The organism is Streptococcus sp. 27098_8_148, from assembly GCF_041432105.1.
In the GTDB taxonomy this organism is placed as follows: domain Bacteria; phylum Bacillota; class Bacilli; order Lactobacillales; family Streptococcaceae; genus Streptococcus; species Streptococcus parasanguinis_AE.
The window spans coordinates 22,194-35,097 of the sequence record NZ_JAPVYY010000006.1 but is presented as its reverse complement, the minus strand read 5'-3'; the positions used below and the strand labels follow the sequence as shown (position 1 = coordinate 35,097).

12 protein-coding genes and 1 pseudogene are annotated in these 12,904 nt (G+C 45.7%); all 13 read left to right on the top strand.

Going from position 1 to position 12,904, the window contains the following annotated elements; genetic code table 11:
• The first annotated feature begins 12 nt into the window (after positions 1 to 12).
• Complete coding sequence (gene thrC / locus O3646_RS06470) at positions 13 to 1,497, top strand: threonine synthase (protein WP_371610693.1); 1,485 nt, start codon at positions 13 to 15, stop codon at positions 1,495 to 1,497.
• Positions 1,498 to 1,547: 50 nt separating this feature from the next.
• Positions 1,548 to 2,825: an MATE family efflux transporter gene (locus O3646_RS06465; RefSeq protein WP_371610692.1), complete on the top strand. Its 1,278-nt coding sequence runs from the start codon at positions 1,548 to 1,550 to the stop codon at positions 2,823 to 2,825.
• Positions 2,822 to 3,451: an HAD-IA family hydrolase gene (locus O3646_RS06460; RefSeq protein ID WP_371610691.1), complete on the top strand. Its 630-nt coding sequence runs from the start codon at positions 2,822 to 2,824 to the stop codon at positions 3,449 to 3,451. The genes O3646_RS06465 and O3646_RS06460 overlap by 4 nt, the downstream gene beginning before the upstream one ends.
• A 268-nt stretch (positions 3,452 to 3,719) precedes the next feature.
• Positions 3,720 to 4,148, top strand: coding sequence for a MarR family winged helix-turn-helix transcriptional regulator (locus O3646_RS06455; protein ID WP_009732014.1), 429 nt, complete (start codon positions 3,720 to 3,722; stop codon positions 4,146 to 4,148).
• Positions 4,149 to 4,163: 15 nt separating this feature from the next.
• Positions 4,164 to 4,526 carry a DUF1304 domain-containing protein gene (locus tag O3646_RS06450; protein ID WP_371610690.1) on the top strand — a complete coding sequence of 121 codons (363 nt, stop codon included), beginning with the start codon at positions 4,164 to 4,166 and terminating at the stop codon, positions 4,524 to 4,526.
• A 509-nt stretch (positions 4,527 to 5,035) separates the two neighbouring features.
• Positions 5,036 to 6,394, top strand: coding sequence for an anthranilate synthase component I (gene trpE / locus O3646_RS06445; protein WP_070594341.1), 1,359 nt, complete (start codon positions 5,036 to 5,038; stop codon positions 6,392 to 6,394).
• A pseudogene (locus tag O3646_RS06440) lies at positions 6,391 to 6,951 on the top strand (aminodeoxychorismate/anthranilate synthase component II); the annotation flags it as partial. The gene trpE and the pseudogene O3646_RS06440, both read left to right, overlap by 4 nt.
• Positions 6,952 to 6,960: 9 nt before the next feature.
• Entirely contained in the window at positions 6,961 to 7,965 is a 1,005-nt protein-coding gene (trpD, locus tag O3646_RS06435) for an anthranilate phosphoribosyltransferase (protein WP_070594352.1), read from the top strand.
• Entirely contained in the window at positions 7,962 to 8,729 is a 768-nt protein-coding gene (trpC, locus tag O3646_RS06430; protein ID WP_070594342.1) for an indole-3-glycerol phosphate synthase TrpC, read from the top strand. The genes trpD and trpC overlap by 4 nt, the downstream gene beginning before the upstream one ends.
• Entirely contained in the window at positions 8,716 to 9,303 is a 588-nt protein-coding gene (locus tag O3646_RS06425; RefSeq protein WP_070594343.1) for a phosphoribosylanthranilate isomerase, read from the top strand. Before trpC ends, O3646_RS06425 begins: the two co-directional genes overlap by 14 nt.
• On the top strand, positions 9,293 to 10,498 hold the full coding sequence (trpB, locus tag O3646_RS06420) for a tryptophan synthase subunit beta (protein ID WP_070594344.1): 1,206 nt from the start codon (positions 9,293 to 9,295) through the stop codon (positions 10,496 to 10,498). Before O3646_RS06425 ends, trpB begins: the two co-directional genes overlap by 11 nt.
• Before the next feature lies 1 nt (position 10,499).
• Positions 10,500 to 11,276, top strand: coding sequence for a tryptophan synthase subunit alpha (gene trpA / locus O3646_RS06415; protein ID WP_070594345.1), 777 nt, complete (start codon positions 10,500 to 10,502; stop codon positions 11,274 to 11,276).
• A 141-nt stretch (positions 11,277 to 11,417) separates the two neighbouring features.
• Positions 11,418 to 12,881 (top strand): alpha-L-fucosidase, encoded by a 1,464-nt coding sequence (locus O3646_RS06410; protein WP_070594346.1) that lies wholly within the window; start codon positions 11,418 to 11,420, stop codon positions 12,879 to 12,881.
• Positions 12,882 to 12,904: the final 23 nt, after the last annotated feature.

Genomic DNA, 12,904 nt, shown 5'->3' with positions numbered 1-12,904 from the left:
AATGAAACAGTCATGACATTAGTTTATCAATCAACACGAGATGAAAAAAATACTGTAACAGCTAGTCAAGCCATCCTTCAAGGATTGGCGACAGATGGCGGTTTGTTTACTCCAGTCTCTTATCCTCAAGTAGAGCTGGATCTTGATACCCTCAAAGACGCTTCTTACCAAGAAGTGGCCAAGCTTGTTTTGTCAGCCTTTTTGGACGACTTTACAGCAGAAGAGTTGGACTACTGTATTTCTCATGCTTATGACAGCAAGTTTGATACCCCAGCTATTGCTCCGCTTGTCAAACTCGATGGGCAATACAACTTGGAACTTTTCCACGGCTCCACTATTGCCTTTAAAGATATGGCTTTGTCGATCTTGCCTTACTTTATGACAACAGCAGCTAAAAAGCACGGTTTGGAAAATAAAATTGTCATCTTGACAGCGACTTCTGGAGATACTGGAAAAGCTGCTATGGCAGGTTTTGCCGATGTTCCAGGAACAGAGATCATTGTCTTTTATCCAAAAGACGGTGTCAGCAAGGTGCAAGAATTGCAAATGACGACTCAAACGGGGGACAATACCCATGTCATCGCCATCGATGGAAACTTTGACGATGCCCAAACCAATGTCAAACACATGTTCAATGATGTGGCGCTTCGTGAAAAATTAGCAGCCAACAAGATGCAATTCTCATCAGCTAACTCGATGAACATTGGCCGTTTGGTGCCTCAGGTTGTCTATTACGTATACGCCTATGCGCAATTGGTGAAGACAGGCCAAATCACAGCGGGAGAAAAAGTCAACTTTACCGTGCCAACAGGAAACTTTGGAAATATCTTGGCAGCTTTCTATGCCAAACAAATCGGTCTTCCAGTTGGGAAATTGATCTGTGCGTCAAATGAAAACAATGTCTTGACAGACTTCTTCAAAACACATGTCTATGATAAGAAACGTGAGTTTAAGGTGACCATTAGCCCATCAATGGATATCTTGGTCTCTTCAAACTTGGAACGCTTGATTTTCCACTTGGTAGGCAATGATGCCACAAAGACCAAAGAGTTGATGGAAAACCTCGTTGCAACAGGTCAGTACCAGTTGTCCAACTTTGATGCAGACATCTTAGATTTGTTTGCGGCTGCATACGCAGATGAAGCAGAAACTGCTGCAGAGATCAAGCGGGTCTATGAAGCGTCTGATTACATTGAAGACCCTCATACCGCCGTAGCATCAGCCGTTTATCAAAAATACCGGACCCAAACAGGGGATACTGCTAAAACAGTCATTGCCTCTACAGCAAGTCCTTATAAGTTCCCAGTTGTAGCAGTAGAAGCGGTGACAGGCGAGACAGGTCTAGGCGATTTCGAAGCCTTGGCTAAATTACACACACTCTCAGGTGTTCCTGTGCCACCGGCTGTAGACGGCCTTGAAACTGCACCGGTTCGCCATCGTACAAGCGTGGCAACCAAAGACATGCAAGCAGCCGTAGAAGACTACTTGGGACTTTAATTCTTCCTATTAGAAAGATCAAAAGAGCCGTTTGGCTCTTTTATATACGCATGAATTCATACAAAAAAATCTTAAATATCGCCCTTCCTGCCATGGGTGAAAATTTCTTACAAATGCTGATGGGCATGGTGGACTCTTATTTAGTGGCTCACCTGGGCTTGATTGCCATTTCAGGTGTTTCCGTCGCAGGGAATATCATCACCATCTATCAAGCCATCTTTTTGGCACTGGGTGCGGCAGTTGCCAGTGTTATGTCCAAAAGCTTGGGTGAAAAAAATCAAGCCAACATTGCCTACCATGCGACAGAGTCACTGAAGGTGACCTTGTTGTTGAGTGCTCTCTTAGGAGGGGCTTCGCTGTTATTTGGACGCCAGATGATTTCGCTGTTGGGGACTGAAGCTGCAGTAGCCGAAAGCGGGGGGATTTACCTTTCCTTGGTTGGCGGGACCATAGTTCTCTTAGGATTGATGACGACCTTGGGCTCCTTGGTTCGGGTGGCCAACAATCCACGTCTTCCTATGTATGTGAGCCTGTTGACCAATTTATTAAACGCTCTGTTTTCCTCTGTAGCCATTTTCCTTTTTGGTTGGGGCATTGTTGGTGCAGCTTTGGGGACAGTGCTGGCCCGTCTGGTGGGCGTCATCCTCTTGTGGCAAAAGGTCCGGTTGCCCTTTGCCCCCCTACGTTGGGGATTGGATCGTAAGCTCTTGAACTTAGCGCTGCCAGCTGCCGGAGAGCGGCTGATGATGCGGGCTGGAGATGTGGTGATCATTGCGATCGTGGTTGCTTTTGGGACTGAGGCAGTCGCGGGCAATGCCATCGGAGAGACCTTGACCCAGTTTAACTACATGCCGGTATTTGGAGTGGCCACAGCGACGGTCATGCTCGTAGCACGGAGCCTCGGTGAAGGTGATCTTGAGCAGATTGACCGCCTTCGAAAGCAGTCTTACTGGCTGTCTTTCGTGTTGATGTTGCCCATTGCCTTGGGAATCTTTTTTGGGGGCACCTTTCTGACCCATCTCTACACACAAGATACAAAAGCAGTAGAAGCTAGCCTGTCGGTTGTCCTCTTTTCTTTGTTGGGAACGCCGTTTACAGCAGGAACGGTCATCTATACAGCTGTTTGGCAAGGCTTGGGAAATGGGAAACTTCCATTTTATGCAACGACCATTGGCATGTGGGTCATTCGAATTGGAGCCGGTTATCTGCTTGGAGTAACCCTTGGCTTTGGCCTTCCAGGTGTCTGGACGGGGACGCTGCTCGACAATGGTTTCCGTTGGCTGTTTTTGAGTCAACTTTATAGACGAAAAGTAGGAGAGAGAAAATGACAAAACGAGCTTTTATTTGGGATTTGGATGGGACCTTGCTGGATTCCTATGATGCTATTCTGGCGGGTCTTGAGGAGACCTATGCATCTTATCAGCTTCCGTTTGACCGAGCTAGCATTAAAGACTACATCTTGAAGCATTCGGTTCAAGATCTTTTAGTAGCGGTGGCAGCAGAGTATCAACTGGATGTGACGGACTTGAATCATCGCCGAGCAGAAAGTCTATCAGAGAAAAATGCCCAGGTCCTTCTGATGGCTGGGGCGCGTGATGTCTTATCTTGGGCGAAGGATGCTGGGATAGAACAATTTGTCTATACCCATAAGGGAGAGAATGCCTTGGTCATCCTGCGGGACTTGGGCTTGGAATCTTTTTTTACAGAGATTTTGACCAGTCAAAGTGGTTTTGCCCGCAAGCCTGACCCAGAAGCTGCCATGTATCTGATAGAGAAGTATGGGTTGCATCCGGAAAAGATCTACTATATAGGGGATCGGAGCCTGGATATTGACTTTGCAAGAAATAGCCAGATTCAGAGTATCAATTTCTTGACGTCTGACTATGAAGGTAATCATCAGATGGAAAGTTTATTAGATATTCCAGCTATTTTAAACGTTGAAAAGAATCTGTAAAGAATTTGTTTTCATTTTGAAATAAAGTCGTAAGCTTTCTTTAAGAAATGTCCGCTATAATAGAATCATAAACAAAGACCTCCTAACTTTGTTTAGAAAAATCCTAAAACTTTTCTTTTTCATAATAATCTCCCTAAGAGTCGCCCAATCAGGCGGCTTTTTTTGTGCGAAAAAACAGTGCCAGCTCTTTTCCTTGCAAGAGGATATGAAATGTTTTACAATTGATTAGTCAATTATTGATTTATCAAAAATGAATAGAGGAAGGAATATGGAAGAAATGAATGATTTGCTCTACCAACTACGCTTGGCGGATCAATCAACTACGCAACTTTTTGAAAAGCGCCTAGGGATTAGCTTAACACGTTATCAAATTTTGCAGGATTTATTAGAACAAGCACCTTGCAATCAGATCGCGGTTCAGGAACGCTTGCAGATTGATCCAGCGGCTTTAACCCGACATTTCAAAATATTGGAAAAGGAAGGGTTTGTCCATCGGAGTCGAAATCCAAAAAACCAGCGGGAAATCTTAATTCATTTGACGGATACGGCCTATAATCGGTTGGTCAAACATCCCCCTCGCCATCATGTGGCGGTGAAAGAACAGATGAGTCGGATTTTGACTGCTCAAGAACAAGAGCAATTTTCTTACCTGCTGGACAAATTAGTCTCTGGCATTGAACAAATAACAGTCGAATAAAAAGGAGAATCTACGATGTCATTACTGACGATTATTTTAGCAAGTCTTGCTGCACTGGAGCATTTGTATATTTTTTATTTGGAGAGCATCAGAACTACATCTGATACCACCAGTCGGGTTTTCAACATGGATAAAGAAGAACTCGCTCGCCCATCTGTGACCTCTTTATTTAAGAATCAAGGAATCTACAATGCCTTGATTGGTGTCTTCCTCTTGTATGGATTGTTTGTCTCTAAAAATAGTGAAATTGTTACGATTTTTGTACTTTTTATTATTGGAGCCGCGGCCTACGGTGCGATGACAGCTAATAAAAAGATTATCTTGACCCAAGGCGGTCCTGCAATTTTAGCATTGTTGAGTATCCTATTTTTGGGATAAAAAGGACGGGCCACTAGGGCTCTTTGAGCTGATTTTATTAAATAAGTGTAGAAAAAAGTATAAAAAAAGACTAAAAATTTTATTGACTTTCTAAGAAAAAGGGTTATAATGGTAGCAACAGAAAAGTAATGAGTCAGCTATTTTCAGGGAGCTTGTGGGAATTGTGAACAAGCAATAGCGACTGATGAAAATTGGACTGTTATGATCAATGAATTCTAACCCATGTGAATTCGGTTGGCACCCCTTACCGTGCAACTCCTTGATAGAGGAGATAGAGATGTAGGGAAAGACCAGCTATTTTTCCCTATAAAAGAGGTGGCACCGCGGACATTACGCCCTCACACAGTTTTTGTGTGAGGGCTTTTCTATGTGCCTTAGCAAGCGAAGCGAGCTTAGGCACATTGATCCCAAAGCGGAAATAGAGCGTGGGATAACCGTGATCGCCTTAGCAAGCCAAGGTGCGGCTGAATTCCTTAGAATAAAAGAGTTCTAAAAGAGAGGTTTCTGATATGAAAAAAGTTTTATCTGCTGATGTGTTGAGTCCAATTTTGGCTTATATGCGTTTGGATGCGCCCCATAAAATGATCTTGGAGTCGATCCCTCGTGAAAAAGAGAATGCGCGTTTTTCAATTGTAGCTTATCGGCCGGTCAGTGAAGTCAAGTTTGAAAATGGTGTCCTCTATTACAATGATCAAATTATCGAAGAGGATCCTTTGGACTTTTTGAACCGCATCACGGTCAAAACGAAAACTTCAGAAGAGCTTCCTTTTAACGGTGGGGCGATTGGATTTGTCGGCTATGACTTGATTGGTCTCTATGAGAACATTGGTTCCATTCCTGAAGATACGATCGGCACTCCGGATCTCCACTTTTTCTTATATGAAAGCTATGTGATTTTTGACCACAAAAAGGAAAAGGTCTATGTGGTGGAAGAGAACCTCTATAGTGGGCGAAGTGAAGCAGAGCAAGCCTCGAGTCTGGAGCAAGTGTTAGAGCAGTTGGCAAGACCTGCAAAGGAAGAGTTTCAGGACAAGGACCTGCATGCGCTTCATTTCCACAATCATTTGGAGCAAAAAGAGTTTGAGGAAATGGTGGCCCTAGCGCGGGATTATATTCGAAAAGGAGATATGTTCCAATGCGTGCTCAGTCAACGTTTTTCAGCTGATTTTTCAGGAAAACCGCTAGATTATTACCGCAATTTGCGTGTGACCAATCCTTCGAATTATCTCTACTTTTATGATTTTGGGGAGTACCAAATTATCGGTGCTAGTCCAGAAAGTCTGGTATCGGTCAAGGATCGAGTGGTGACGACTAACCCTATTGCCGGCACGCGTCCAAGAGGGATCGATGAAGAGGCTGATCGGCAGTTGGCAGCTGATTTGGCAGGAGATCCTAAAGAAGTCGCAGAACACCGCATGTTGGTGGATTTAGGGCGAAATGATATTGGTCGTATCGCTCAAACTGGGACGGTCGAAGTGACCAAATATATGGAAGTGGAATTCTTCCGTTATGTCATGCACCTGACCAGTGTGGTCAAGGGACAATTACTTCCGGGGCTAGCCTCCATTGAGGCTCTGAAGGCAACTCTTCCTGCTGGGACCGTTTCGGGTGCTCCCAAGATCCGAGCCATGAAGCGGATCTATGAGGCAGAAAAAGAGAAAAGAGGCGTCTACGCGGGGGCGATTGGCTATCTCTCTGTGACGGGGGATCTCGATTTTGCTATTGCGATTCGAACCATGATCCTCAAAAATAAGAAGGCTTATGTACAGGCCGGAGCAGGAATTGTTTATGATTCGATTGCTGAAAATGAATACCAAGAAACCGTCAATAAGGCAAAATTGATGACAAGGATTGGAGAAGAAGGATGATTTTATTAGTTGATAATTACGATTCATTTACCTACAATTTAGCGCAGTATATCGGGAAATTTGATGAGGTCCAGGTGCTTCGAAATGATGATGCGAACTTGTACCAGGTTGCCAAAGAAGCAGATGCCTTGGTCTTTTCTCCAGGTCCAGGTTGGCCAAAGGATGCGGGCAAGATGGAGGAGATGATCCGAGATTTCGCGGGGATCAAACCAATCTTAGGGATCTGCTTGGGACATCAAGCGATTGCAGAGGTTTTTGGAGGACGTTTGGGATTGGCGCCACAGGTCATGCATGGGAAACAAAGCCAGATCCGGCTAGAAGCTCCCTCTCCGCTATATGCAGGTGTCGCAAAAGAAGTTCCAGTCATGCGCTACCATTCGCTGACGATTGAAGACATGCCAGAGGAGTTTGTCATTACCTCTCGGACGACGGATGATGGAGCGATTATGGGGATCCAACACCGTAGCTTACCGATTTATGGTTTTCAATACCATCCAGAAAGTATCGGAACACCAGATGGGCTGAAGACCATCGAAAATTTTGTCAAACTAGTCAAGGAGCGGAAGATGAAACAAGTGCTTGCAAAGGTAGCGGAAGGAATAGATCTAACCAGCGCAGAATTAGAAGCGGCCATGGAGGAAGTTGTCGCTGGTCGTGCTTCAGAAGCGCAGGTGACGGCCCTACTTTTAGGCCTCAAAATGAAGGGGGAAACTGTTGAAGAGCGGACGGCTATTGCAAAAGTGATGCAGGCCCATGCGGTCGCTATTCCTACAGGAGTTCAAGGAGCAATGGACAATTGTGGAACGGGGGGCGATCGTTCGTATAGTTTCAATATTTCAACAACAGCTGCCTTTGTTCTCGCTGGTGGTGGTGTCAAGATGGCGAAACACGGTAATCGCTCGATCTCTTCTAAATCCGGTTCTGCTGATGTCCTAGAAGCTCTAGGGATTAACCTCGATTTGGGTCCAGAATATTTGGGACGAGTGTTTGAAAAAGCGGGCATTGTCTTTCTATTTGCCAAAAATCTGCATCCTGGCATGCGCTATATTATGCCAGCTCGCTTGGCGCTAGGAGTTCCGACGGTGATGAATTTGACCGGTCCTCTCATTAATCCGATTCCTCTAGAAACCCAGCTATTGGGAACCAGTCGTCCGGACATGCTAGAAAGTACGGCAGAGATTCTAAAGAATTTGGGTCGAAAACGCGCAGTGGTAGTGAGTGGCCCACAAGGTTTGGACGAGGCAGGCCTTGATGGAGAAACCCAGCTCGCTATTTTGGAAAATGGACAGGTTACCTTATCCAGCTTTCAACCAGAAGATATGGGAATGGAGCGCATCGAAATTGATCAAGTACGTGGTGGAGACGCTAAACGCAATGCAGAAATTTTGCTCAGCGTCTTGAAGAATGAAGCGAGTCCCTTTTTAGAGGTGACGGTCTTAAATGCTGGCCTTGGTTTTTATGCTAACGGCAAGGTAGATTCTATCAAGGAGGGGATTGCCTTGGCACGGGAAGTGATTGCCGGTGGGGCTGCCCTTGAGAAATTGAGATTATTACAGGAGTATCAAAAATGAGTCAAGAATTCTTACCAAAGATTCTAAAGGAAAAGGCGCGTGAAGTGGCTGTGATGAAAGAAGAGGAGCTCCAACCTTTGCGTGAGACCTACCGCTTGTATGATTACCTAAAGAGCCATCCAGATAAGCTTCAGGTAATCGCAGAGGTGAAAAAGGCTAGTCCGAGTCTGGGAGATATTCATGTCGATGTGGATATCGTCGCGCAGGCTAAGACTTACGAAGAAAATGGGGCTGTGATGATTTCTGTCTTGACCGATGAAGTATTTTTCAAGGGCAGTATCGAGTATCTCCGGGAAATATCTAGTCAAGTACGTATCCCCACCCTCAATAAAGATTTTATTGTGGATGAAAAGCAAATAATTCGGGCGCGAAACGCAGGGGCGACCGTTATCTTGTTGATAGTTGCAGCCTTATCAGAGGCTCGTCTGAAGGAGCTCTATGAGTTTGCGACCCATCTTGGCCTGGAGGTTTTGGTGGAGACCCACAATCTGACAGAACTAGAGGTAGCTCACCGGATTGGGGCTCAGATCATAGGGGTCAATAATCGCAACTTGGTGACCTTTGAGACAGATCTCCATACTAGCCTTGAATTGGCGGCCAATTTTGAACAAGAACCGGTTTACATCTCGGAGTCTGCTATTTTTACAGCAGCAGACGCGCGCATGCTCGCTCCTTATTTCAATGGCATTCTCGTTGGGACAGCCCTCATGAAGGCAGACAATGTGGCTGAAAAAGTAAAGGAGTTGCAGATTGACAAAGGTTAAAATTTGCGGATTATCCACCCCAGAAGCTGTCCAGACGGCTGTTGAGGCAGGTGCGGATTACATTGGTTTTGTCTTTGCACCAAGCAAACGGCAAGTCACGCTGGAGCAAGCCCAGCAGTTAGCTACAGGGATTCCAAAGGGGGTTCAAAAAGTCGGTGTTTTTGTATCACCACAAAGAGAAGAAGTGGCGAAAGCTTGCCAAGTTGTGGGCTTGGACCTGATACAAGTGCATGGACCGATGGATGATACCATCTTGCAAGAGTTTCCCCAACAAACGATTCGCGCTGTTCAAGTGGGGAAAGATGCAGCACTTCCTGATACCAGTGCCGACTATCTGCTCTTTGATGCTCCTGTAGCAGGAAGTGGAGAGACTTTTAACTGGAAAAAGCTCGAAAGTCAAAACGTTACAAAGCCCTTCTTTATTGCAGGAGGCTTGACGGTAGACAATGTAGCAGATGCCATTCGCTTCTTTCATCCTTATGCGGTGGATGTATCCAGTGGGGTCGAGACAAATGGAAAAAAAGATCAAGAAAAGATAAAACGATTTATAGAAAGGGTCAAGCATGGCATATAAACAACCAGATAAAAACGGATTTTACGGGCGGTTCGGGGGACGATTTGTCCCTGAAACTTTGATGACAGCAGTTTTAGAATTAGAAGAAGCCTACAGAGAAAGTCAAGCAGATCCTTCTTTTCAAGCAGAATTGGATCAGCTTCTGAAACAATATGTCGGTCGGGAAACACCGCTCTATTACGCTAAGAATCTAACCAAGTATGTCGGCGGAGCCAAGATCTTTCTAAAAAGAGAAGATCTCAACCACACAGGAGCTCATAAAATTAATAATGCTCTAGGACAGGTTTTGCTGGCACACCGAATGGGTAAAAAGAAGATCATCGCAGAAACAGGAGCCGGACAGCACGGTGTTGCAACGGCAACAGCCGCTGCTTTATTTGATATGGAATGTACCATCTACATGGGGGAAGAAGATGTCAGACGCCAAGCCCTTAATGTCTTTCGGATGGAGTTGTTGGGGGCAAAGGTTCAATCAGTAACAGATGGATCGCGTGTTCTCAAGGATGCAGTCAATGCTGCCCTTAGAGCCTGGGTAGCAAACGTGGAAGATACCCACTATATCATGGGATCTGCTCTAGGACCTCATCCATTCCCAGAGATTGTCCGTGATTTTCAAAGTGTCATTGGCAGGGAAGCTAAACGCCAATTTGCAGAGCAAAATGACGGGGCTCTGCCAGATGCCATCCTAGCCTGTGTAGGAGGTGGATCGAACGCTATTGGCCTCTTTTATCCTTTTGTAGAGGATACAACTGTTGCCATGTATGGGGCGGAAGCTGCTGGACTTGGAGTAAATACAGACCAGCATGCAGCAACCTTGACCAAGGGACGTCCAGGAGTCCTTCACGGCGCCTTGATGGATGTTTTACAGGATGCGCATGGACAGATTTTAGAAGCCTTCTCGATTTCAGCAGGTCTCGATTATCCAGGAATTGGGCCAGAGCATTCTTATTTCCATGAAATCAAGCGGGCAACCTATGTGCCTGTGACAGACCAAGAAGCCCTAGAAGCCTTTCAATTACTTTCAAAAGTAGAAGGAATCATTCCAGCCCTGGAATCGAGCCATGCTATCGCCTATGCGGTGAAATTGGCCAAGGAGATGGGACCTGAAAAATCCATGATCGTTTGCTTGTCAGGTCGTGGGGACAAAGATGTGGTACAAGTCAAAGACCGCCTAGAACAAGAGAGAGGAGAGTAAGATGGGAAAGACCTTAACAGAGCATTTACAAAAGCTGAAAGACCAGCAGCAAGGGATCTTTGTTCCTTATATCATGGCAGGAGATCATGAAAAAGGTTTAGCAGGTTTGCAGGAAACCATCCAATTTTTGGAAGATCTTGGTGTCTCAGCTATTGAAGTTGGTATTCCTTTTTCGGATCCGGTGGCAGATGGCCCTGTGATTGAAGAGGCAGGACTACGAAGTTTAGGCCATGGGACGACGACAGAGGGTCTGGTGCAAACGATCCAGCGTCTGGAGACAAGTGTTCCTTTGGTCATCATGACCTATTTCAATCCCTTGTTCCAATATGGTCTAGAAAGCTTTTTTAGAGATGTAGAAGGAACAGCGGTCAAAGGAGTGATTATTCCGGATCTTCCTCATGAGCATGCGGATCTGGTAGAGCCTCTGTTAGCGGATAAAGACATCGCTTTGGTTCCACTAGTGAGCTTAACCACAGGAATCGAGCGCCAGAAAAAATTGATCCAAGGTGCAGAAGGTTTTATCTATGCTGTAGCGGTTAATGGAGTGACGGGGAAAGCTGGTAGCTATCGAGACGATCTGGACCACCACTTGGCCCAATTACACGAAATAGCTTCGATTCCTGTTTTAACAGGTTTTGGAGTTTCCAGCATGGAGGATGTTCACCGTTTCAACAAGGTCTCAGATGGCGTTATTGTGGGATCTAAAATCGTTAAGGCTCTCCACCAAGGGGAGACAGACGCCGTCGCTCATTTTATTTCTCAAGCAGTAAAGGGCTAGCAGGTCTATTCTACTTGTAATTGGCTCGATTCTCCTAGATCAAGCTCTTTGTCTACTATTTTAAACATTCCCCTCGTTTGTCTTTACAAACAAGGGTTTCTCGTTACAATAGAGATAGTAACAAGAAAAGAGGAGAAGACAATGATAAGCCTTGAAGAGATTGATCAAGTCATCCAGTCGGGTCCTTTTGAACCAAGCTGGGACTCTCTTAGCCATCAAGTTTGTCCAGACTGGTATCGGGATGCTAAATTTGGAATATTTATCCACTGGGGTATCTACAGTGTACCTGCCTTTGGATCAGAGTGGTATTCACGAAATATGTATATCCAAGGGAATCCTTGCTATCACTACCATCGGGAGCATTTTGGAGATCAGGCTAGCTTTGGCTACAAGGATATCATTCCTCTTTTTACAGCGGATCGATTTGATCCGGCATCTTGGCTGGCTCTCTTTCAAAAAGCAGGCGCTCAGTATCTTTTCCCAGTTGCAGAGCACCACGATGGGTTTCAGATGTATGCCTCTACTCTCTCGCCTTATAATAGCTTAGAAATGGGGCCAAGACGAGATGTTTTAGGAGAACTGAGGGCGGAAGCAGAAAAACGTGGTCTACACTTCTGTACATCTTCTCACCGGGCAGAGCACCAGTTTTTCTTTTCACATGGCAAGGAGTTTGCCAGTGATATTCTGCAAGAAGTCCCAAGAGACAGCCTCTATTGGCCAGCAGAGCCAGAGCCCAAGGATCATTTTGATCTCACCTCCAAGCCCTATCCAAGTGAAGAGTTTTTGGAAGACTGGCTCTTGCGGACCTGCGAACTGGTGCGGGATTATCAGCCAGAGCTCCTTTATTTCGATTGGTGGATCCAGCATGAGAGTTTCCGTCCCTACTTAATGCGCTTTTTGGCTTACTATTACAATCTAGCAGCACAAGAGGATCGCGAGGTGGCCGTTTGTTATAAACAGGATGCCCTACCTTTTGGTTCAGGAATCGTTGAGATGGAGCGGGGAGGCTACGGAGAGACGCAAGCCTTTCTGTGGCAAATGGATACTGCGATTGCCCGTAATTCTTGGTGCTATACCCAGGATCTAGCCTACAAGACCAGCAAGGAATTGTTGCAAAATTTAGTTGATGTTGTGGCCAAAAATGGGAATCTTCTGCTCAATATTGGACCCAAGGCAGATGGCACCATCCCTGAGCAAGACCAAGACATCCTCACAGAGATAGGGGACTGGCTGGCGGTAAACGGAGAAGCCATTTATCAGAGCCGGCCTTGGTGGGTGTCATCGGACGGACCGACCGAGGCCCAGGAAGGTTCCTTTTCAGATGGGGAAGCGCCACTCTATACCAGCCAAGATTTCCGCTATACCATGCGTGAAGGCCTGCTTTATGCTATCCAGCTAGAACCAAGTGGACGGACAGAAGAGTTGACCTTGCCGTCTCTAGCCTATGATTTCAAGCAACCGAGAATCCTTCATGCGCGTATTCGGCAGGTAGAGCTCCTTGGCGAAAGCCAGCTCCTTTCTTGGAGCCAAGATGAGGCAGGCCTCCATCTTCAGTTACCAGCTTGCAGCAAAAAACAACCGCGTGTTTTTCGCCTCAGCTTTTAGTTTTCTTGAAGCTTTCTATAAGG